Source organism: Aliamphritea hakodatensis, assembly GCF_024347195.1.
In the GTDB taxonomy this organism is placed as follows: domain Bacteria; phylum Pseudomonadota; class Gammaproteobacteria; order Pseudomonadales; family Balneatricaceae; genus Amphritea; species Amphritea hakodatensis.
The window spans coordinates 2,612,866-2,634,050 of the sequence record NZ_AP025281.1 but is presented as its reverse complement, the minus strand read 5'-3'; the positions used below and the strand labels follow the sequence as shown (position 1 = coordinate 2,634,050).

At 49.0% G+C, this 21,185-nt stretch carries 16 protein-coding genes, 3 tRNA genes and 1 riboswitch; of the genes, 15 read left to right on the top strand and 4 right to left on the bottom strand.

Annotated features, from left to right (window positions below; translation table 11 throughout):
- Window positions 1-6 precede the first annotated feature (6 nt).
- From PCI15_RS12050 to PCI15_RS12035, 4 genes are all read left to right on the top strand, one after another.
- Window positions 7-1,581, top strand: a complete 1,575-nt coding sequence (locus tag PCI15_RS12050) for a hypothetical protein (RefSeq protein ID WP_271270213.1) — start codon at window positions 7-9, stop codon at window positions 1,579-1,581.
- A 755-nt stretch (window positions 1,582-2,336) separates the two neighbouring features.
- Window positions 2,337-2,412, top strand: a tRNA-Gly gene (locus tag PCI15_RS12045).
- Between the two features lie 59 nt (window positions 2,413-2,471).
- Window positions 2,472-2,547, top strand: a tRNA-Gly gene (locus PCI15_RS12040).
- Between the two features lie 18 nt (window positions 2,548-2,565).
- Window positions 2,566-2,639, top strand: a tRNA-Cys gene (locus PCI15_RS12035).
- A gap of 39 nt (window positions 2,640-2,678) precedes the next feature.
- Here PCI15_RS12035 and PCI15_RS12030 read toward each other — a convergent pair.
- A complete protein-coding gene (locus tag PCI15_RS12030; protein WP_271270212.1) occupies window positions 2,679-3,488 on the bottom strand; it encodes an aminoglycoside phosphotransferase family protein in 810 nt (269 codons plus the stop codon).
- A gap of 188 nt (window positions 3,489-3,676) precedes the next feature.
- Here PCI15_RS12030 and thiB point away from each other — a divergent pair, with 188 nt between their 5' ends.
- From thiB to PCI15_RS12015, 3 genes are read left to right on the top strand one after another with little or no spacing between them, the layout of a single operon-like run.
- Window positions 3,677-4,681 carry a thiamine ABC transporter substrate binding subunit gene (gene thiB, locus PCI15_RS12025; RefSeq protein ID WP_271270211.1) on the top strand — a complete coding sequence of 335 codons (1,005 nt, stop codon included), beginning with the start codon at window positions 3,677-3,679 and terminating at the stop codon, window positions 4,679-4,681.
- 42 nt (window positions 4,682-4,723) lie between these two features.
- A complete protein-coding gene (locus PCI15_RS12020; protein ID WP_271270210.1) occupies window positions 4,724-6,289 on the top strand; it encodes an ABC transporter permease subunit in 1,566 nt (521 codons plus the stop codon).
- Window positions 6,290-6,297: 8 nt separating this feature from the next.
- Window positions 6,298-6,897 (top strand): ATP-binding cassette domain-containing protein, encoded by a 600-nt coding sequence (locus PCI15_RS12015; protein ID WP_271270209.1) that lies wholly within the window; start codon window positions 6,298-6,300, stop codon window positions 6,895-6,897.
- 41 nt (window positions 6,898-6,938) lie between these two features.
- On the opposite strand, the gene gap is transcribed toward PCI15_RS12015, so the two are convergent.
- Complete coding sequence (gene gap / locus PCI15_RS12010) at window positions 6,939-7,943, bottom strand: type I glyceraldehyde-3-phosphate dehydrogenase (protein WP_271270208.1); 1,005 nt, start codon at window positions 7,941-7,943, stop codon at window positions 6,939-6,941.
- 168 nt (window positions 7,944-8,111) lie between these two features.
- On the opposite strand from gap, the gene PCI15_RS12005 reads away from it, so the two are divergent.
- The 5 genes from PCI15_RS12005 to PCI15_RS11985 all read left to right on the top strand — a co-directional run bounded on the left by PCI15_RS12005 (window position 8,112) and on the right by PCI15_RS11985 (window position 13,247).
- A complete protein-coding gene (locus tag PCI15_RS12005) occupies window positions 8,112-8,717 on the top strand; it encodes a DNA-binding protein (RefSeq protein ID WP_271270207.1) in 606 nt (201 codons plus the stop codon).
- 57 nt (window positions 8,718-8,774) lie between these two features.
- Window positions 8,775-9,215 carry a response regulator gene (locus PCI15_RS12000; protein WP_271270206.1) on the top strand — a complete coding sequence of 147 codons (441 nt, stop codon included), beginning with the start codon at window positions 8,775-8,777 and terminating at the stop codon, window positions 9,213-9,215.
- A 109-nt stretch (window positions 9,216-9,324) separates the two neighbouring features.
- Window positions 9,325-9,993, top strand: coding sequence for a response regulator (locus PCI15_RS11995; protein WP_271270205.1), 669 nt, complete (start codon window positions 9,325-9,327; stop codon window positions 9,991-9,993).
- Between the two features lie 95 nt (window positions 9,994-10,088).
- Entirely contained in the window at window positions 10,089-10,373 is a 285-nt protein-coding gene (locus tag PCI15_RS11990) for a hypothetical protein (protein WP_205656409.1), read from the top strand.
- 1,647 nt (window positions 10,374-12,020) lie between these two features.
- Window positions 12,021-13,247 carry a tyrosine-type recombinase/integrase gene (locus tag PCI15_RS11985; protein WP_271270204.1) on the top strand — a complete coding sequence of 409 codons (1,227 nt, stop codon included), beginning with the start codon at window positions 12,021-12,023 and terminating at the stop codon, window positions 13,245-13,247.
- 227 nt (window positions 13,248-13,474) lie between these two features.
- Here the strand turns inward: PCI15_RS11985 and PCI15_RS11980 are convergent, their stop codons facing one another.
- Both PCI15_RS11980 and PCI15_RS11975 read right to left on the bottom strand, forming a co-directional pair.
- Window positions 13,475-14,353, bottom strand: coding sequence for a general secretion pathway protein GspB (locus PCI15_RS11980; RefSeq protein ID WP_271270203.1), 879 nt, complete (start codon window positions 14,351-14,353; stop codon window positions 13,475-13,477).
- A gap of 10 nt (window positions 14,354-14,363) precedes the next feature.
- Window positions 14,364-16,283: an ExeA family protein gene (locus PCI15_RS11975; protein ID WP_271270202.1), complete on the bottom strand. Its 1,920-nt coding sequence runs from the start codon at window positions 16,281-16,283 to the stop codon at window positions 14,364-14,366.
- Window positions 16,284-16,541: 258 nt separating this feature from the next.
- On the opposite strand from PCI15_RS11975, the gene PCI15_RS11970 reads away from it, so the two are divergent.
- From PCI15_RS11970 to PCI15_RS11960, 3 genes are all read left to right on the top strand, one after another.
- Window positions 16,542-17,915 carry a sigma-54 dependent transcriptional regulator gene (locus PCI15_RS11970; RefSeq protein WP_271270201.1) on the top strand — a complete coding sequence of 458 codons (1,374 nt, stop codon included), beginning with the start codon at window positions 16,542-16,544 and terminating at the stop codon, window positions 17,913-17,915.
- A 128-nt stretch (window positions 17,916-18,043) separates the two neighbouring features.
- The gene (locus PCI15_RS11965) at window positions 18,044-18,304 is read left to right on the top strand and encodes a hypothetical protein (RefSeq protein WP_271270200.1); all 261 of its coding nucleotides are present in this window, start codon (window positions 18,044-18,046) and stop codon (window positions 18,302-18,304) included.
- 317 nt (window positions 18,305-18,621) lie between these two features.
- Window positions 18,622-18,707: riboswitch (cyclic di-GMP riboswitch) on the top strand.
- 77 nt (window positions 18,708-18,784) lie between these two features.
- Complete coding sequence (locus PCI15_RS11960) at window positions 18,785-21,169, top strand: Ig-like domain-containing protein (RefSeq protein ID WP_271270199.1); 2,385 nt, start codon at window positions 18,785-18,787, stop codon at window positions 21,167-21,169.
- Window positions 21,170-21,185: the final 16 nt, after the last annotated feature.

The window sequence follows — 21,185 nt, the reverse complement described above, 5'->3', positions numbered from 1 at the left end:
TGGGAAATGTCCAACAAAATTGAAACAACATTGAATCAAATCGCTGACAAGCTATCTTCTGTTGCGGCCAGTTCTGAATCTCTCCAGGAGCTGGCATACGCTGCGAAGGGGCTGGAGCACTTAGACGCGATTACTGCGCGCCGTACCCTTGAAGCGTCAGTGGTTCCGTCATATGCAAAAACGATGCTGCCATCGTTAACGCTTCCATTTGCTGTTACCGCTGGGCAGTTTGTAACGGCGCTTGCGCCGGTCAGTGAAATGCCACCGCCGGCCATGGCTGAAGACACTCGAACTATCCTGAATTCCACCTACGGTCACGATGTGTGGGCGGAGCCATGTGGGGATAAGCGTGTGATGGTGGCGGCCAGTGATACGAGCAGCGGCGATACCTATATTTATGTTGCTGCAGATGATGACGCAGATGCCGGTGTGACCTTGGGGTCACCGTTTACGCTAAATTCTTCATATGCATGGCATGTAAGAATGGGGAGAATAGGTAAAAGTAACAAGGTGTTATGCGCACATGTTGATGCTTCAAGTGATGGTCGCGTATATGTGATGACAGATCAGGGCGGCGGCATAGCTCCCGTGCCTGGCAGTGAGGTTGAGTTCTATACGGGCACAATTCCTAATGATTATATGGGGCTGGATGTATGCGCCCTGTCTGATGCTCGCGGGCTGGTGGCATACCTTAATGGGAGTCAGGCCGGGGAGTTGCAGCTGATCAATATTAACGGCGCGGCTGTTAGCGAGATTGGCAGCGCTGTTTCATTTGGGGCGAACGCTACTTATTCGATAAGGCTTCACCAGTTGAGTGATACCCGTGCAATTCTGGTGTATGCACTTTCAACAGGAAAAACAGAAGCTCGGATAATCGACATTGCTAGCGGAACTATTCAGTTAGGGCCTGTATTTGAGTTGTCAGCATCCGGCACCAGTTATGTTGATGTTGTTGGCGTCGCTACTGACCGGGCGGTAGCTGTTCTGAGCGCTGCGACCGGCACCAAGGTGATGGATCTAAATGTTAATGGATCAAATGTCATTTCGCTGGGTAATGTTATTGTTCTGGGTAGTAGTGGTTCTGCTAATGAGCTGCCGAATATTGAACTGATAGACAGCGAGACGGCAATTATCAGTTATGCCGAAGGCGCCGGCGCTGGTGACCGTTATTTGCGGCGGGTCGACCTGCGGGCCGGAACGCTGAAAGATATTGATTCGGCTGCTATCGATTCGGGCATTGATGTGGAGTTTGTAACGCCGGCCGTCCAGATCGGTGAAGGCCGGGTGCTGGTGGCTTATTCTGACTCTGTTTCAAGCGGTAATGCTTACCTTAAAACGTTTGATGCTTTGGCGAATTTATCTAATGCTGATGAATGGCTTGCCCTGGCAAAAACTTCCCAGGCTGAAAACGAGCAGGGTGACTATTTCGTCGCTGGCTCGGTGGTTGAAGGGGTTTTTACTGGGCTTGTCCCAGGCTCGGATTACCATCTTTCAGACAGTGGTACTTTGTCAGTTAATCCATTAATAAATCGGCCGATTGGTAAGGCTATATCGTCTGATGTGCTGTTACTCAGAAATTGATTTATAACCTCCGTAAAATGCCTGGTTTCAAACAGGCATTTTCCTAATATACAGTGGATGAAGTCACCGCAAAGCCGCGTAAAATCACAGTGTTATATTAGGAAAATACAGCACAACTGTCTGATTAGAGGGCTTTTTTGGGGAGACTTAAAATCTCCCGCTGGAAACAGCGTGCCGGTTCAAGTCCGGCTCCGGGCACCATTGTCACATGGTCACTTTAAACCCCGTAGGCTCAGGCTTTCGGGGTTTTTTGTTGTCTGGGATTTGCTCAGCCCAGCTGAAAAGCAGATTGTAGGTCAGCGGATCAGGTCAGCTTTTAAAGTGTCGCCGGAAAATGTCAGAGCCGAGTGTCTGAGGGGCTACTGCGGGAATTGGTCTGAGAGGACCGGCAGCGGTCTTTAATCGGGTTAAGTACCGTTGCCTGGGCGCTTCTGCCAGATAAACCTGAGGGCTCAGGTAGCAGGAGCATGGCCTGATTCGGGCAAATATTTCCTGATACGCTAATCCGTACATTTATGGGGAAGTCAGGACTTTTTCAGGATGCAATTCCGGTTATTCAGTTGTGTATCTGGCTGCCCGGGTCCCGGTGACGGCGGGTTGTTTTATGACCAGGTGTGGGCAGCTGTTAAAAAACTGAAAATATCAGTTGAAATAGAGGGGCGATTTTCCTAATATACAGCGCATCGAAACACCGGGCAGCTCATAAGATTACCAAGTTTTATGAGAGATATGACTGGCAAGTATTTGATAGAAAAGCGGAATTAGCTCAGTTGGTAGAGCGGAACCTTGCCAAGGTTCAGGTCGTCGGTTCGAGCCCGATATTCCGCTCCACTTCTTGTAAGTGGTTTACAATCTTTGATGAAAACTGATCGTTTCTGATCAGGATCTATGCGGAATTAGCTCAGTTGGTAGAGCGGAACCTTGCCAAGGTTCAGGTCGTCGGTTCGAGCCCGATATTCCGCTCCAATCCCTTAAAGATTTCAAGGCGCGATGGCAGAGTGGTTATGCAGCGGACTGCAACTCCGTGAACGCCGGTTCGATTCCGACTCGCGCCTCCATTTCTTTCCCTTAAATGATTCTTTTCTTTATTGCGGTGCTTACATCTGTTCGCCGGCGATTTCCCGTGCCTGAAACCACAGAGCTTCGAGTTGTTTGTTGAATCTTACGGCGGCGCTGGCTGCTACGGAAAACTGCTCTCTTTCTAAGTGCTTGAAGGCGGGCAATTGATTCACCTCATCAGGTGCGAATCCAAACTGAGTGATCAGGCCGGCAGCATCCAGCCAGGGGTGACACAGGCCTGCATATTCCCAGTCCAGTAAGATCAGTTGACCCTTGCTGAGGCTGAGGTTGCCGGGATGAAGGTCCTGATGGCCGGGTACGGTTGGGGTGGAAGGGAGCTGCTGCTGAAGTTGAATTGTACTGTGCAGTTCGTGCCGCAGCCTCTGGCATGCGTCCTGCTTCTCTTTGCTTGCCTGGTGTTCAGTGATTATCTGTTCATAGGTATCCCAGATGGCATCAAACTTAAAGTTGAGTGCGGCTGTGCTGACGGAGGCTGTTTGTAGCTGCCGGATAATCTCAATCAGCTGAGCCCGGGCTGCTGATATAATGTCTGAGCTGTCGTGGTCACCGTAATCATAAAGGCAGCACCAGCCTTTGTCTGGCTGGTTGCTGAGTGTTTTTACCATCCAGGGATGGTCCTGAAATAATTCCATAATGCCGGCTTCTCTGTGGCGGCATACCCCCACAGCCCGCTCTGCGGGTGCATTGATGCGTAAAATCTGCTGACCTTTGCCTGCCCGAAACAGATAATTACTGGTTCCCTGGGCATTAAGCGGGCGCCAGTCCGTTATATTTGTCTGGGAGCAGGCATGTGTATAGCAAGATTGCAGGTCGTCAGGTAGTTGCACGTGAGGTCTTTTGTCAGATGATGGTCAGGTAATAATCAGGTTTAAGTGCAGTGTACTGTTGGTGGAAATCCGGGTAAAGCAATCCGTTAAAATCATAGGCTTATGGGTGACTTGTAATCGCTTGGGTCAGCTCCCGGTTTAGAGTAATATGGCGCCGGTATATGAAAATAATTTTTGGGGAATCGTACATGTCTAAGTTTAAGTCGGCGCTGTTGGCATCTGCTGTATCACTGTCTGCGGGAGGGGTATTGTCGGCAAACGTTGCTCAGGCAGAACCGCTGAATGTATATACGTATGATTCCTTTGTTTCAGAGTGGGGCCCGGGTCCTAAGCTTGAGGCGGCGTTTGAAGCGCAGTGCAACTGTGATGTGAATTTCATTGCGGTGGATGACGGTGTCAGTATTCTGAACCGCCTGCGGGTTGAAGGGAAAAAGAATAAGGCCGATATCATTATGGGCCTTGATGATGCGCTGATGGAAGAAACCCGTGCCACTGGTCTGATCGCTGAACATAAGGTGAAATTGCCCGAGCTGCGGGCTGAACTTAACTGGCAGGATAAGCAGTTTGTGCCTTTTGATATGGGGTATTTCGCCTTCGTTTACGATGCGGACAAGATTGCAGAGCCTGTAACATCTTTACGTGAACTGATTAATAGCGATGCCAGTGTCATCTATCAGGATCCCCGCACCAGTACGCCGGGCCAGGGATTGATGATGTGGGTTGAGTCGGTTTACGGAGATGAGTCTGAAGCGGCATGGAAGCAGCTGAGCCAGCATACTGTGACCGTCACTAAGGGGTGGTGGGAAGCGTACAGTATGTTCCTGGAGGGTGGCGCTGATTACGTACTGAGTTACACAACGTCTCCGGCCTATCATGCTGTTGTAGAAGAAAAAAATAATTACAAAGCAGCTGCTTTCAGTGAGGGGCATGTGGCTCAGGTTGAGGTTGCTGCGGTGCTGAATACCAGTAAACAGCCAGAGCTGGCTCAGCAGTTTTTACAGTTCATGGTATCGCCTGAAGCGCAGGAAATTCTGCCGGTAACAAACTGGATGCTGCCGGTAGCAAAAAATACAGAGCTTCCGGAAGTGTTTGGCCGTCTGGCGAATGTTGAACGTATCGGCTTCACGTCTGAAGAAGTGGCCAAACAACGTAAATCATGGATCCGCGAATGGCGCAGCGCTGCTGCTAAATAACGTGACGATCAAATCTGTCCAGCCAGCATTACAGGGTTGTATATGCTGGTAGTCGCTTTACTGGTACTGACCGGCAACATTGCTGTGTCAGTGCTGGCCTTTCAGGGGCTTATTGGTTTCTCAGGGCAGGGAGCCGATCTGAGCATTTTCAGCGACGCTTATTTCTGGGGCGTACTTTCCTTTTCTGTGAAGCAGGCGGTACTGAGTGCTGTGCTGTCTGTCATGCTGGCGTGGCCGGTTGCTCGTGGTCTGTATTTTCTGCCGACGCTCCGGGGGCAGCAGTCGTTTCTTCGGCTTTGCTTATTGGCATTTGTGATGCCGACGCTGGTGCTTATTACCGGGTTGGTTGTATTGTTTGGCCGCTCCGGCTGGCTGTTACCGCTGTTGCCGGATGACTGGAATCTTTACGGTTTACATGGCATTTTGCTGGCGCATATTTACTTGAACATGCCTTTTGCTATCAGAATGTTACGCCAGCAATATAACAATATACCTGATCCTGCCTGGCGGCTGGCTTTGCAGCTGAAACTCAGTCACTGGCAACGCTTTTGTTATATAGAGTTGCCGGTGCTGCGTCCGGTTTTGGTTATGTTGCTGGGTTTCGTTTTTATTCTCTGCTTTAACAGCTTTGCGGTGGTGCTGGCGCTGGGTGGCGGGCCGCAGGCAACCACGCTTGAGGTGGCGATTTATCAGGCCCTCAAATATGACTTTAATATTCCCGAGGCTCTTAGCTTTGCCTGGACGCAGCTGATAATAGCGGGCGGGCTGTTTGTTGTGCTGTACCGAAAAGGCAGTGGCGGCTGGCTGAGTGTGGACCTGCCGGACAGCCATTGGCGCCCGTTGCCCGGCAAATGGGCGGGAGTTGCTTACCGCACCGGTTACGGGCTGGTTTGGGTGTTTCTGTTGCTGCCGTTGGTATCCCTGGTCTTTCAGGCGGCGCGGAATGATCTGCTGGAATTTGATTATCTGGCATTATTGCAGCCGATACTGTTGTCTGCCTTACTGGGTATTATGGCTGCCTGTCTTTCGGTGATCATCGGTTATTTGTTGCTGCTGCCTGTCAGGGAGGCCCGTTACCGTGGCATGACCCGGCGGCAGTGGCTCCTGGAGTGGCTGGCCACCCATACACTGATAGCGCCGGCTATGGTGACCAGTGTCGGGCTGTATGTGCTGTTGCTGCCGCAAACGGATCTTGATCAGTACGGTCTGGTATTGGTGGTCGTGCTGAATACGCTGGCGGTAGTGCCTTTTGTAGTGCAGCAGCTGCGGCCGCGTCTGCTTCAGTACGATGCGCAGTATGATCAGTTAGTGCGGAACCTTAAGTTTTCACCGCTATTACGGCTGCAGGCTGAGTTACCATATTTACGGCAGGTGCTGATTAATGCATTTGCGTTAGGTTTGTTACTGGCCATTGGAGATGTCGCGGTGTTTGCAATTTTCGGGCATCAGGACCTGATTACCTTGCCATGGCTGATTTACAGTTATGCCGGTACCTACAGAATGGATGAGGCGGCGATGGCTTCGCTGGTTCTGCTTTTGATGTGTGCCGGGTTAATGAAATTATTTGTAGTTCAGAAGTTACCTTATAAAGTTAAAGATAAGCGATAAATATCAATATGTTAAAGGTAGAGTCTCTTAAAGTACGTCGGGATCATAAGTTGCTTGCTTATGATATGGCTATTGCGCCCGGTGAGCGGGTAACGCTGCAGGGTGAGAGTGGTGTGGGTAAAACAACGTTGTTGCTGTGTCTGGCGGGCTTTGTGGCAGCTGAATCCGGCGCAGTCAGTTTTGATGGCGAGCCGCTTCTGGGGTTGCCGGCTGACAAGCGACCGGTTGCGATGCTGTTTCAGGAACATAATCTGTTTGAGCATTTATCGGTAATCAGGAATTTAACGCTGGCGCTTCAGGGGACTGATGAAGTGCTTATCCGCGCGGAGGCGGAGCAGTTGGGAGTGTCAGAGCTGCTGGAGAAGATGCCTGCGCAGCTTTCCGGTGGCCAGCGGCAGCGAATCGCTCTGTTGAGGACGCTGTTGCGTCCGGAGCCTGTAGTACTGCTTGATGAGCCTTTTGCTGAGCTAGATGCCAAAACCCGGGAGCTCGCCGCTGACTGGGTACAGGAGAAGGTTGAAAGCACGGGTAAGACGTTATTGCTGGTTACCCACCAGGATGAAGATGTAGCCAGGTTGTCGCAGCGGAACATTATTATTACCGGATAAAAAACGGGCAGTTAAACTGCCCGTTTTTTTATGCAGAAGTTTTACAGGGCGGCAATCGCCTTGCAGGTATCCAGCATACGGTTGGAGAATCCCCATTCGTTGTCATACCAGCCAAATACCTTCACCAGTCCATCGGCATAGAGCGTCTGTGTAGAGTCGAAGATGCAGGAAGCGGGGTGGTGATTAAAATCAACAGATACCAGCGGTAACTCATTGTAATGCAGTATTTGATGGTACTGATCCAGCGCAGCGGCCTGCATCAGACTGTTGATTTCATCAGCGCTGGTTTCCCGTTCAGGGATAAAACTCAGATCTACCAGGGAGACGTTGGCTGTCGGGACCCGGACAGCCATGCCGGTAAGCTTGCCATTCATTTCCGGTAATACCAGACCGACCGCCTGAGCCGCGCCGGTTTTGGTTGGAATCATCGAGAGTGCTGCTGCCCGTGCACGGTAAAGATCCCCGCCGGCGGTATCGGAAAGATGCTGGTCATTGGTATAAGCATGAATGGTTGTCATAACCCCCTGGCGAATGCCAATGGCGTCATTAAAAATCTTAGCCATAGGGGCCAGGCAGTTGGTTGTGCAAGACGCGTTAGAGATAACTCTGTGGTCAGCGCGCAGGTTGTGATGGTTGACGCCATAGACGATGGTGGCGTCGGCACCGCTGCAGGGGGCGGATACCAAAACCCGTTTTGCGCCCTGATTCAGATGCACAGAGGCGGCTTCTTTTGATGTAAATCTGCCGGTGCATTCAAACACAATGTCGATATCAAGATCAGACCAGGGCAGTGCCTGCGGGTCTGCTTCGCTGAGCATGTTAATGCGGTCGGATCCGACGTGCATTTCATTATTAACCAGCTGTATCTGAGTAGCGAATTTGCCATGCACACTGTCGTACTGGCAGAGGTGAATATTGCTGGCCGGATCGCCCAGATCATTGATGGCTACTACGTTGATTTCGTGCTGTCGTCCTGACTCATATAAAGCACGCAATATGTTTCTACCGATACGACCAAAACCATTGATTGCGACACGTGTAGTCATGGTACTTCTCCTTTTTCAGGCAGGTAATTTCAGAATATGAATAAACGCACTGAATTAAAAGCAGTTTTTTAAAGAATCTAAGGATTGTCGACACTGCCGCGCTAGTTAGTTGTTACTAACGCTGGTATGATACATATTATTCAGTATGTATTGTGTATTAATAATATCATGAGCGAACACGATTCAACCTATCAGAAAGTCTTTATTGCAGCGGATGAGTTGCTGGCGAAAGGCCAGCGACCTACTCAGCAATCTGTGCGGGATCTGCTGGGAACCGGCAGCCTGACAACCATTAATAAAGCCCTGAATGCGTGGTGGCAAAGTCTCGGTGAACGGCTGCAAATGCAGCGTCAGCGACCGGATATCCCGGAGCATATTTTTGACATGGCGAACGGAATTTGGGAGAAGGCGCTGGCCCATTCAGACGCTGAAATGTCAGCTAAAAAGCAGGCGCTTGAGATGGAATATGCCGATAAACTGGCAGCGCTGAATGCCCGTGAAGCGACCCTGATATCAAACAAAGCATCTGATTTTTCAGCGACGGATACACAAAGCGGGCAGAAAGTAATTCAATTAACGGATGAAAATTTACGGCTCTCGCAGCATAATCAAAGACTTGAAGGCGAACTGACGAATTTGCGCGATGCATATCAGCAATCGCAGCAGCAAATAATTCAGCAGGATTTACGGCTTCAGTCACTGGAAGCCGAAAAATCTGCAAAGGAACAGGAGGTGCAGCGTCTGCATTCACTGATCCTGAGTCTGAATAAATAATGATTACTGTCGCGCAGATGCGGCTAAGAACACCCAAGCCATGTGACCTGGAATACTATGGATATATATCTGGAAAAAAACGCCACGTATGAGGATGTCCTGGAAGCTATTCGCGAAGTGGATGTAAGTGCGGCGGTTTGTTGCACTGAAGAAGCGGTATTCGCACTGGCAAAAGACGTTTTGGTCAAAGAAAAGCAGGCGGGCGTCACCGTTCAGCTTGTGGATGAGCAGGGTTTTGCGGTTCGTCAGGTGACCAGCAAAACACCGGAAGAAGACCGGCCGACTGATTGTCAGCTGAGTACCCGACAGGCAGCCGTTGTGCGGGCGCTTGAAAAAGTTTTGATGCATTGCAAAAAAGAGGGTGTCCAGCTTGTAGGGTACAGTGACGAACTGGTTGCAATGCCAGCCCAGGTTGACCCGGAAGACGTATCGCCGGCAGTTGCACTGGATGTTGAAACCTTTGGAGTGTATCGCGGTGCGGATGCAATAATTAAATGAGAATAATTCTTTTTAAAGAATAGGTTTCAAAATAGGTAGTCTGCAGTAGTTTAACTTGATTATTCTCAGTAACATCAATACATATCGAGCGTAACCCTTTGTAAATATTATGAGTGAACTGATCAAAGTACTTTTAGTGGATGATCATCCTGTAGTGCGGGCAGGTTTTCAGAGATTGCTTGATAATGATAGCCGCATAGACATTATTGCCGAGGCAAGCAGTGGGCAGGAAGCAGTTGAAAAATACTTCGAAACCCAGCCAGACGTGATAATTATGGACCTTTCAATGCCCCAGGATGATTCCGAACAGGAAGGCATGCAGGCATATGGAGGGCTAGAGGCTATCAGAAAAATCCGTGCAAAAGACCCTAAAGCCAAAGTACTGGTTTTAACGGTTATGGAGAGTGAGCCGTTTCCGGCCCATGTTGTTCAGGCGGGTGCCAGTGGTTATTTAACCAAGCGCTGTGCGCCGGATGAGCTTTTAATGGCTGTTTGTGAAGTCGCCAGCGGGAAAACATATTTCGCTGAGAGTATCAAAGAAAAGCTTTCGCCCGGCAGTGGCGAAGAAGGTACGCCTTTTGGTTTGCTGACAAAGCGTGAATTTCAGATATTCTCATGCCTGGCAGAGGGGCAGCCGGTTGCGCATATTGCAGAGAAAATGTTTCTCAGCCCTAAGACTGTTCATGCGCACCGGGCAAATATTTTACGGAAACTGAAGATTAGTAATAATTCTGAATTGGTTCACATGGCGATTCGTCACAACATAGTTCAGGCTTAAAGAGTTCAGGCATAAATATGGCACTAAAAATGCGAGCTTCAGCTATGCTTAATGGCATAGTAACGCCAATAAAACCCAGCGAAAGCGAGGCCGGTATGAACCCAATCAGGCAGGATCAGTCAGACCTTATTGTTGAGGCCGACTTTATGTGGCGCGAAATCCAGATTGGCGATGACATCTATATAGATGCTGATCACTATATGGATGGCGAACGTAAGCTTTGCAAAGCGGTTCCGTATCAGGTGCTGAATAAAGTTGAAGCGCTGGGCGGCGCACAAACACTGGTGGTTCAGTCATACAAAACCGGTGAGCTTGTGAATGTTTCGATGTATCAGGTATGCAGCTACGAACAGGCACCGACACCCATACAAATGGTTTGAAGCACGCAATACAACAAAGAGGCCCGGTTAATCCGGGTTTTTTTGTGCCTGTCATTTTTGGCCGGTTGTTGATCTGATTCTCAAAGGGCTCCGGATAATCCGGTGCCTTTGTATCTGCAGTTTTTGATTAGCATTGTTTACAGATGGCGTTCATCTGGCGCTTTTTGTGGCTCAAAATTATCGTGCGGAGAGTGCTGTTAATTTTTGTTTCGTGGGGTGAGTATGGTTTCGTGCACGTAGCGCGCGATATTAATTCATCTTATTAACGAATCGCTGTGTAATGAAATTTGTTTTTTATCAATTGATTTTCTGATGGTCTTCGAGGCAGGTATCCAGGTATGCATCAGTTATTGGCAATCTATTAATAGCAGATAATTAGTTTGTTCCGGATGGATGCCGGTTCACAAGCTGGTATCTGTCAGCAATGCCAGATATCCGGTTGAATACTGGATAAGGAGCACATTTAATTAAGATGTTGGTTGGTACTAGCCAATTATATGACGTATAAATAACACAATATCTTATTTCGCATAATGTATATTATGTTAAATAGAGTGATGCTTTTTGTATTCATATGGCGCCTGTTCTGCAGGAAGGTACTGTTTTGTTATGAATGGAACATCAGATCAGATTCTCACGCGGTTTTCTCCGTGCGGAGAGCGTCGCTAATTTTAATTTCGGGTACTGGGTATGGTTCTGTGCACATAGCGTCACCTGTTATTTTAAAGTTAACATTTAGCCTTAAATCATTTTGCTGTGAAATGATAACTGCATAGCTCTTTCAACAAGTCTCTTTCAACTATCAGTTGTGCTACGGGCATATTCTTCTTTCCGTTGGCGGTCTGATTGTTTTCATTAGTTGTGTGATCAGCGCTTTGGTCTCTTCCGGTTCTGAGGCATTCGCCTTCTTCAGATTAGCAGGCAAAGGTACAGCTTCGTGTCTGTTCTGGCTGCTGGGCTTTGTGAAAGCCTAGGTAGCTTGTGCGGAGAGTTAGATGATTCAATGTTCAGGCTCTGTTGTATTGCTCATTCGACTTGTTCGCTCAGTTCGGTTGATCAGGGTTATGTCTGAAATTATTCACTGTGCTTTCGTGAAATGTGCCTTTGTCAGTGCTGGGCTTTACTCAGGGTCTGTACTGATGGCTTTTGTTAATAACAGATCAGCAGCTGCAAATAAGGACATCGGTTTTTCAGTTGAACTAATCAGTCAGCATTGCTCAGTTACGAATCTGTGAAGCTTCTGGTATTTCCAAAACTGCCTTTGCCAGGCATTCGGATCGCAGTGAGATTCTTAAAAAATATTTCTGGAGAAGATCTGTGTTGTGAATGAGCCCATCAAACTGAATGTTGAACGTGGCAGGCTCAATGCAACAGGAAGCAGTATTCTGTGTACTTAGAGTTGTGCACGGGTTTGTGTGGTTCCTGTTTGTGAACATAGGTTCCGGATTGTCTCCCAGCAATATGACTAAGCCAGGTATCTGATAACAGGCCGTTATCGTTGCGGCTGTAAAGAAAAGTAACGGGGTTGCAGCCGGATATGGCTCTATTTGAGATTATATTAAACTTCCAGTAGTAGACACTACTGGAAGTTGAGTGTGTAAATACATATACTCAACACCTTTAAGTTTTCTTCGGAGGTTCTGATCCGTGTCTGACAAATCCTTTCCCGGTTTGCCGCTGTTTGATTCTGCAAAATACTTTAACCAGATCCCCAGAAATGCAGTCTTTCCCGATCAGTCACCGGCAGTCGAAAAATTTGTGCTTAGCCTCGGTGTTGATGGTGCGCTGGACGATTACCGCTATACCCGTGATTTTCTGGCCAGTTACAGTAAGAAAAGCCAGGATACCTACGATAAGTTCCGCGGTGATGCCGAACGCCTGCTGTTATGGGCGTGGCTGATTCAAAGAAAATCCGTTGTTGAGCTCCGTCGGCGCGATCTTGAAGAATACACAGACTTTGTCGCAAAACCTGACAGCAACTGGCAGGCACCAGCAACCGTACGTCGCTTTCTGAGTACTAATGGTCGGCGTGAACCTAATGAAGACTGGCGCCCTTTCCGTCTAGCCGGCGCCGGCAAAGGCCGCCTGAATACCAAGTCCTGGCAAGGGTTGTTTTCAAACCTGAGCGTGTATTTCAATTACCTGATGGCTGAGGATTACGCTCCGGGTAACCATATTCCTATCGTAAAGAAAAACTGCCCGTATTTACGCCAGGAAACCGGCATCAATACGGCTAAACGGCTGTCTGAACTGCAATGGGAGTATCTGCTTAGCACAGCTGTAGCCATGGCGGATGCCGATCAGGCCCATGAACGTACTTTGTTTGTTATCGCTACTCTTAAGTCCCTGAAACTGCGTATTTCTGAACTGTCTGAGCGGCCTAACTGGCTACCGGTTATGTCACACTTTCACCGGGATCATGAAGGAAACTGGTGGTATCGCACCTTTGGTAAAGGCTCTAAAGAACGGGATGTGTCTATCTCTGATGAGTATCTGAAGTTTCTCAAACGTTACCGTACACACCGTGGCTTAACCCCCCTGCCATCAAAGGATTCCAGCGAGCCTGTGATCGAATCCAGGGTTAAAAAGCGCGGTATTGGCAGCCGTCAGCTGCGTAATATTGTTGAAGTAGCCTTCACGGAGAGCTGTGAGTCGTTGTTAAAGGACGGCTTTGAAGTGGAGGCTGCAGAGCTTCGTGCTGCCACAACCCACTGGCTTCGGCACACGGGCGCTTCAATGGAAGTTGCCGCCGGTCGTAACCTGGCCCACGTTCAGGCGGATCTGGGGCATGGCAGCATCCGGACAACGGATGAGCTGTATGTGGATTCAGACAATATGGAGCGGGCGTCCAGTGCTAAGGCGCAGGATGTTTAGGTAGTGACTACCTGGGCACCAGCCTTTCCCTGTATGCCCATGCTGACACTGGACTGAGCGCCTCATCACTCACTCAACAAAGGAGGATTATTCCTTGCGAGTTGATATTTTTACCACTAAATCAGCAATCCGTTCTGCCAAAATAATTGAAGGATAATTGCTGCCGGTTAAACAGCTGTAGATAAGCCTGTTCCTGCAAAATAAAAAATGCGGATAATCGTTTGCCGTCACCGCGAAAGTTGCCAGAAGCGCTGAGCTTTGAAGGTCATAATCACCCCGTCGCGGGTGATTTCATCCAGCCTGAGACCCTGTGAAACATTTTCCCCCTGTCGATAGCTCCGGCCGTTTATCTTTACCATGCGACTGGCCGCGTTGGCTGAATAAATATGTACGCTGAAGTTCAGTTCCGGAAGCTCTCTTTTTAAGCCTTCCGGCAGTTGCCGGGCATGCAGAATCCCCTGGTAAGGATCTCTGGCCGGGGGATTCTTATGCTTTGTTGCGGTTGGCGGCAGTTTTTCAGGCGCCGTGAGCAACCTTGGTCTGATGCTTTGTTCTGCTGCAGACAGCGAGCTTTCACTGGTGGTTTCTACCGGTTGCTCAGAACGGCCTTTCGGCTGAGTTACTGTTGCAGCCTGTTGAGCTTCAGGCTGGCTGGGAGCCTTTGTTTTGTGATCCTGTAACTGGACTTTAACGCCTTTTAAACGGTTCTGTGTAGATGATGAAATGCCGAATCCGTCATGGGGCTTTATCTCCGGCAAGTCATCAGACGTTACACTTGTGGCGTGCTCTGTAGGGATTACTTCCGGATTCATAATGTTTTGTGTGTCCGTTGTTTTCTCAGCCGGTATGACGTTTTCTCCGGCTATTGCCGCCGTTGACTGCACAGGTGTATGGGCTGTTACTCTTACTGGTGTGTCTGACATGATTAGCAGGCTAGCTGTATAAGCGGCCAGCAGAAGCGCTGCCGATATTACCAGCCATTTTGCATTGATGGTTCGTTTACGTGGTGGCGTATCGCTTATCAGCGGCAGGCTCTGCAGTGTGGGTACTGATCCCAGTGTGCGCTCTTTGTCAGAACGTTTGAGAGAGTCGAGAATATATGACACCTCTGCCCTCCTATGGACTGGTCAGTTGTGGTGTGTCTTTTCCAGCCTTTACCGTCAGTTGGATAAGTGTTTTTGGCCCGACTACACCGTCCGGTATCAGGCCGGCTGTCGTCTGAAATTTTTTAACCTGCCAGACCAGCGCTTCATCATAACGTTGTGGTGACGGTTGTCTTGGCGCGCGCCCCTGAATGGCAGCCAGTTGTTTATCAAGCCAGGTGACTTCAGGGCCTTTTTTGCCGGGCTTTAAGATGTGTTTATATCCGTCGGGCGGATTCCAGAACAGGGTAAAATTGCCGGACAACCAAAGTTCAAGGTTTTTCAGCTCTACATAGCGGGTTTCTTCGGCCACATATAAGCGGGCAATTTCACCGTCAATTGCACTGATGGTGGCGTAAAAGATTTGTCCCCGGGCGTTCTGCATTTTGATAACGGTAGGCAGATTTATCCGACGTAATTCATCCAGATTACTGACCCTGAAATAACAGCTGAGTCCGAAGCTGCTGGCTGCCTTGCAAACATCAGGTTGCTGTAAGGGGTCATAATTTTCGCCCCACAGCTCAAACAGATACTGATATGCCAGTGTTTTGCTCAGATCAGCCTGCTCTTCCCCCTCCCAGTACCAGTTTGCCGGGTTCGACAGTGTTGGGGTGGCTGCAGATGTTACCGGGTCAGATGCGGCGGGTTTTCCAGTAATTTCAGCTTCAGGCTCCACCTCCTGAGGCGGGGTAAGTAGTGCAACGTTGCGGGTAGGCGTGGCATCGTTTTGTTTGTGCTGATCTGTCTGGTCTGACGGAGTGTTTTCAGGTGTTTGTATATCTGTATTTTGGCGTTCAGGCTGCTCTGCTTCTTCAAAGCCTTTAACGGTTACTGATGAAGCATGTCTGTTTGTTAATTTTTCCGGTTCTGTACGGTCGGCTGTTGTGGCGGCTATCGCCGGTGTTTCCGGGAATGTGTTAACTGTATCTGTTTTGTCTGTTTGGTGATTCACCAGCGCCTGTGCGTGGCTGATCAGTGCCTGATAGCCTGGGTAGCCAAAGATCAGAAAGCCGGCAATGACTGATACCAGAACACCTGACCAGACCGGCTTAATGAATTGCGGGAGGTATTTTTTCTTTACCTGTTGCTCACCGAACACTTCCCCTGCAGCCTTACCCAGAACGTCTATTTTGACTGTATTTTCCCGCTGTACGTAGGCGCCCAAAAGCGCCCGGTCACAGATGATGTTGATCAGTCTGGGAACACCTTTTGTCAGCTTATATAGCCGTTTTGTGGCGTCCAGATTAAACAGGGGGCAGTCTACGCCTGCCACCGCCAGACGGTGATTAATATATGCCTGAATTTCATCCGGCTGCAGTGCTTTAAGGTGATACCGGGCGGTGATTCGCTGATTGAGCTGACGCAGCATGGGCTGGGACAGCAGTTCAAGCAGTTCCGGCTGGCCCACCAGAATAATCTGTAACAGTTTTTGAGTATTGGTCTCCAGGTTGGTCAGAAGGCGAACAGTTTCAAGGACATCGGTCGAAAGGTTTTGTGCTTCATCGATGATCAGCACCGTATTTTTGTTATGGCGGTGGTTTGTAATCAGGTGCTGGTTAATCCGGTCTACGTATTCTTTCAGGCTGCGGGAGTCGGCTGTTATGAAGATACCGAGATCATCACAAATGGTGGCCAATAATTCGGTAACTGTGTATTTGGGGTTAAGAATCAGGGCAACTTCGGTGTTCTCAGGAAGCTGTTCAAGCAGGCACCGCGTCACAGTGGTTTTACCGGTTCCCACTTCACCGGTCAGCAACACAAAGCCGCCGTTACTGTTAATGCCATACAGTAAATGTGCCAGTGCTTCTCTGTGTTGCTCACTCATATAGAGAAAACGAGGATTGGGTGCAATTGAGAATGGCGGCTCAGTTAACCCAAAATAATGGCTGTACATACCGGTTCTCCTTTTATAGCCCTTTAACTATAGAACCTGAATATCAAAGCCGCGCACGTAAAAAGCGTATAAATGACCTGTTTTGATGTGATTCACCAAGTTTACAGTTGCTCCGGTAATGTAACTCATACAATACACATTAGTGTTGCGCAGATTTCACCCACAATGCGGTATCTGTTACTAGAATTATGCTTGCGTCCCCTGAAACAGGGGCGTTTAAATAATAAAAAAAGCCCTCTACAGGAAATTTATAGCACCATGGATACGTTCATTCAGGGTGCTGCCGCTGGTGGAAATGTAAGAAAAGCGGTCTATCTCGATCTGGCGGATAAGCACCAGTACAACATTAACAGGTTCCCGTTTTCAGACTGGTCTGTTGACCGTGTGACGACTGAATACCGGGCAAAGAATTTAATCAGTAATCAACATTATCTCGTGGGTATGGTTTATCTCAGTTACCTGACTGACGAGCAACGTGAAAAAATTATAAATCTGATCGGGTATGAATACGGCACTGTCTGGATTGCCCTGGTTGAAGAAGGAGATCTTGAAGACAGCCGTTTACGGTCACTTATTTACGAAAATTTTTATGATTACTTCACCCTCCCCCTGGACAGCAGTCTGGTTAACCTGAAGGCGGTTATGGGGCACGCCTATGGGATATCTCTGCTTCGGGTGGCCAGTGAGCGGGAAGAAGATTTCATAAAAACCAGTGAAATGGTCGGTGCTAGTGAACCCATGCGGCGGATATTCGAAATGATCCGAAAAATATGTATGGTGGATGCATCTGTCCTCATCTCCGGTGAAACAGGCACGGGTAAAGAGATGATTGCCCGGGCAATTCATCAGCGTTCTTCCCGCTGTGAAGGCCCTTTTGTGGCAATTAACTGCGGTGCGCTGCCGGATACTCTGATTCACTCAGAGCTGTTCGGTCATGAAAAAGGCGCATTTACCGGCGCCCATGAACGAACGATCGGGCGTCTGGAATCTGCGCATAACGGCACATGTTTTCTGGACGAAATTGGCGATCTGCCCCTGCCGTTGCAGGTGTATCTGTTGCGCTTTCTTGAAGAGCAAACCATCGAGCGGGTTGGCGGCAGTGAGTCATTTAAGATTGATACCCGTATCATTGCCGCGACGAATGTTAATCTTAAGAAAGCTGTGGAAGATGGCCGCTTTCGCAAAGATCTGTTCTACCGGCTGAATGTGCTCAATATTCATACGCCAAACCTGGCTGAGCGTTTTGAAGATATTGAACTGCTGGCAAAGTATTTTTTCCGTCATTTTGCGAAAGAATACAACACCCAGTGCAAAGGCTTTTCCAAACAGGCGCTGTACACAATGAGTAATTATGAGTGGCCGGGCAATATTCGCGAGATGATCAACCGTATCCGTCGGGCGCTTATCATGACAGATAACCGGCTGATTACCGCAGATGATCTCGGTATGTCGAGCCAGGACATTACGCATGAGATCGTTTCGCTGGATAAAGCCCGGGATAAAGCAGAGGAACTTGCGGTGCGCAGTACCCTGCATTACGTAAAAGGCAATATATCCAAAGCGGCAAAATATCTGGGTATATCCCGGGTGACGCTTTACCGCCTTATCAGGAAATACGACTTACAGGTCTGAACTGTACAGGTGGCGAAACAATTTGAATTTATTTCATGATGTAAATTCAATAACTTATTGTTTTTAAATGAATATTAACAGTGGCTCAAACGTTGCATTACTCTTTCGGGGGAAGGAGGAAAACGGTCATGCGCGTCACTGGCACAGTCATTAATCAGGCTGATCCGGATAAGTCTCTTCGTGAAGATTATTCCAGTAAGCTTCCAGTCCTTATCGATTCTGACAGCACTTCACCTAAGTGGAATCAGGCGCTGTTACAGGATATCCGCCGGCACCAGCAGCGTGCCATGCACCATTCCATACACTGGTCTTCTGCACCCTACATTATCTTCTGGGACGAACTGGCTGAGGATTGGCACGCAGATTACCCCCACCATTTACCAAAATAGGCGGTCTTTGACCGCGACTCTTCTGAATTTATCCCGCAAAAGCGATCACATTTTATACAAAAGTTTACACTTTCTATCAGACAACTGTATAAGACTTGTACAGTTTGAGGTGCTAACATGTCGCGCAGTTTACAGGGTGTAACACAGCTTAAACAGTTCAGTACTGTGGGCAGGCTAAACAAAGCATCCAATTGATACAGGACATCATGTATAGGTCAGCCTTAAATATGGCTGCTTATATTGCAGGTGGAATAGCCATATGGAACAGACAGTATCTGCTGAAGTAAACAGCAGACGTACAGAATAGAAAGATCCTCTCCAGACAAAGGCACAACCTGAGTAATCAGGTTTCGCAAAGTTACGGATCCCGGTTTGTCTCAGACGGGACCGCCGAACTGCCAAAAAGAGAGAATTCGTCCCTACCTTTGCAGCCCTGCGTTGCTGAGGATCTTTCGTTACATATTTTTAACAGAGATCCTCATGGCTTTACTCAAAAATTCTTTCGTGCGCGCCATCAGCTCACTGAGCTTTGTTTCTTTTATAGGGTTATCCGCAGCTGAGGTTGTGGCCTCTTCCCATGTTTCCCATGTTCATTCAAAGGGCGTATCCCAGGGCGCTGGCGAGAATACCACAAAAGGTATGCCGGCACATATCCGTGAAAAGCTCCAGAGCCGGTTGGAACTCGAAGGCACTATTGAGAAGGTATATGAAGACTTCCCGGACGGCAGCCATCAGCTTAATCACTATCTGATAACCGGTAATGACCGTTTCCCGTTGCATATGTATGGTCAGCAAAAAAACCTGCGCAGCGGACAGAAAGCACGGGTACGGGGCTGGGCGTTTAAAGGCCAGCAGAATGATGATCAGATCGCCGTTGAAACCGGTGATGATATCCTGATCATGGGCGCTACCGGTGGGGATAACGGCGGCACTGCCGGCATTATGCCGAATACCTTTGGGGAGCGTAAGATAGCGGTTTTCCTGGTGAATTTTCAGGACTCACCAAATGATAAGCCGTGGACGACCAGCCAGGTCCGGGACAACGTATTTGGCCTGGTAAACGATTTCATTCAGGAAACGTCTTATAACCAGACATGGCTGAGCGGTGACGTGTACAACTGGATCACCCTTCCTCTGGATGGCAATACCTCCTGCCCTTCGAACTATCACCTGCAGGTGGATCAGATAGCCCAGAATCAGGGTGTAAACCTGGCCGATTATGAGCACATCATGTACATGATCCCACCTGACAGTGCCTGTTCAACCAATGCCGGCACCGTTGGCAGCAACGGTGTATCCCGTGCCTGGATCAGTTCTCCCCTGTCGCTGGATATCGTGGCCCATGAGTTTGGTCACAACCTGGGGCTTTCCCATGCCCACAGCCTTAACTGCCAGAACGGTGTGCTTGAGAGTAACTGCCAGTCTGCAACTTATGGCGATTTGCTGGATATCATGGGTACTAACGTTGGTCATATGAATGCTTTCAACAAATCATTACTCGGCTGGCTGGGTTACGGTCAGTCACCGGCGGTAACAACGGTTACTTCCTCAGGAATCTATGAGATTGCCCCGCTTGAGTCCAATACTACTGGCAGCAAAGCGCTTAAAATCGCCGCCGGTAACGATGCAACAACCGGTGATACAGTGTGGTACTACCTGGAATACCGGCAGCCGATTGGCTTCGATGCAGAGCATTTCGAAGACGGTTATGAGCGCTATCCTGAAAACCTGGCGAACGGTGTGATTTTCCACCGTGCAACAGGCACCCAGAGTAACAGCAGTTATTTGCTGGATATGACACCGGACAGCATTACCAGTTTTGCCAGCTACGATTTCCGCGATGCTGCTCTGGAAGTCGGCCAGACGTACATTGATGATGAATTTGGTATCTCCATTACACCGGTCTCGAATACCGCTAACGGTATCAGTATCAGCGTGTCTCTGGACGGTACCGCACCGGACCCCGTTCCGGATACCAATGCTGCGCCGGTTGCAGTGAATGACAGCGCGGCAACCAGCGAGAATGCCACGGTAACGGTCAATGTGCTGGCTAACGATAGCGATGCTGACGGCGACAGTCTGAGCATTACCTCTGTTTCAGGCGTGAACGGTTCTGCTCAGATCAGTGGCGGTAATATTGTGTTTACGCCGGCCAGTGGTTTCAGTGGTACAGAAAGCTTCAGCTATACACTGTCTGATGGCCAGGGTGGTACTGACAGCGCAACGGTTACCGTTACTGTGACAGCAAACAGCCAGAACAATGCCCCGGTTGCCAAGAATGACAGTGCCAGTACGAATGCGGGAACAGCAGTAACGATTGCCGTATTAAACAACGACAGCGACAGCGATGGCGACAGCCTGACGATCACTGCCGCTAACAGCTTGCAGGGCAATGTCAGCATCAGTGGCAGCCAGCTTGTATTCACCCCGGCCAGTGGCTTTACCGGTACTGCAACTGTTAACTACAGCATCAGTGATGGTAACGGTGGTACCGACAACGGGGCAGTCTCTGTTTCTGTGAATCCGGTCTCATCAAACACAGCACCGGTCGCGGTTGCGGACCTGGCACAGATCAGCAGTAAAACCACAGTTCAGATCGCTGTTCTGGAAAATGATTATGATGCGGAGAATGATACGCTGACCGTTGCAGGTGTTACTCAGGGCAGTAAAGGTACTGTCAGTGTCAGCAACGGTGTGCTGGTGTATTCACCGCATAAGAGTTTCAAAAACTCCGACAGCTTTACCTACACCATAAGCGACGGTAAAGCCACGGCAACGGCAACCGTGACTGTGCAGTTATCATCCGGTACGGGTGGAGATGACAGCAGTGGTGGCGGAAATAAAGGCAAAGGCCGTAATAAGTAACCGGCAAGATTGAATA

What these genes read in the sequence shown, in the direction of transcription:
- PCI15_RS12050 (WP_271270213.1), top strand. Translation starts at nt 7, where the DNA reads ATGTCCAACAAAATTGAAACAACATTGAATCAAATCGCTGACAAGCTA.
- thiB (WP_271270211.1), top strand. Translation starts at nt 3,677, where the DNA reads ATGTCTAAGTTTAAGTCGGCGCTGTTGGCATCTGCTGTATCACTGTCT.
- PCI15_RS12020 (WP_271270210.1), top strand. Translation starts at nt 4,724, where the DNA reads ATGCTGGTAGTCGCTTTACTGGTACTGACCGGCAACATTGCTGTGTCA.
- PCI15_RS12015 (WP_271270209.1), top strand. Translation starts at nt 6,298, where the DNA reads ATGTTAAAGGTAGAGTCTCTTAAAGTACGTCGGGATCATAAGTTGCTT.
- gap (WP_271270208.1), bottom strand. Translation starts at nt 7,943, where the DNA reads ATGACTACACGTGTCGCAATCAATGGTTTTGGTCGTATCGGTAGAAAC.
- PCI15_RS12005 (WP_271270207.1), top strand. Translation starts at nt 8,112, where the DNA reads ATGAGCGAACACGATTCAACCTATCAGAAAGTCTTTATTGCAGCGGAT.
- PCI15_RS12000 (WP_271270206.1), top strand. Translation starts at nt 8,775, where the DNA reads ATGGATATATATCTGGAAAAAAACGCCACGTATGAGGATGTCCTGGAA.
- PCI15_RS11995 (WP_271270205.1), top strand. Translation starts at nt 9,325, where the DNA reads ATGAGTGAACTGATCAAAGTACTTTTAGTGGATGATCATCCTGTAGTG.
- PCI15_RS11990 (WP_205656409.1), top strand. Translation starts at nt 10,089, where the DNA reads ATGAACCCAATCAGGCAGGATCAGTCAGACCTTATTGTTGAGGCCGAC.
- PCI15_RS11975 (WP_271270202.1), bottom strand. Translation starts at nt 16,283, where the DNA reads ATGTACAGCCATTATTTTGGGTTAACTGAGCCGCCATTCTCAATTGCA.
- PCI15_RS11970 (WP_271270201.1), top strand. Translation starts at nt 16,542, where the DNA reads ATGGATACGTTCATTCAGGGTGCTGCCGCTGGTGGAAATGTAAGAAAA.
- PCI15_RS11965 (WP_271270200.1), top strand. Translation starts at nt 18,044, where the DNA reads ATGCGCGTCACTGGCACAGTCATTAATCAGGCTGATCCGGATAAGTCT.
- PCI15_RS11960 (WP_271270199.1), top strand. Translation starts at nt 18,785, where the DNA reads ATGGCTTTACTCAAAAATTCTTTCGTGCGCGCCATCAGCTCACTGAGC.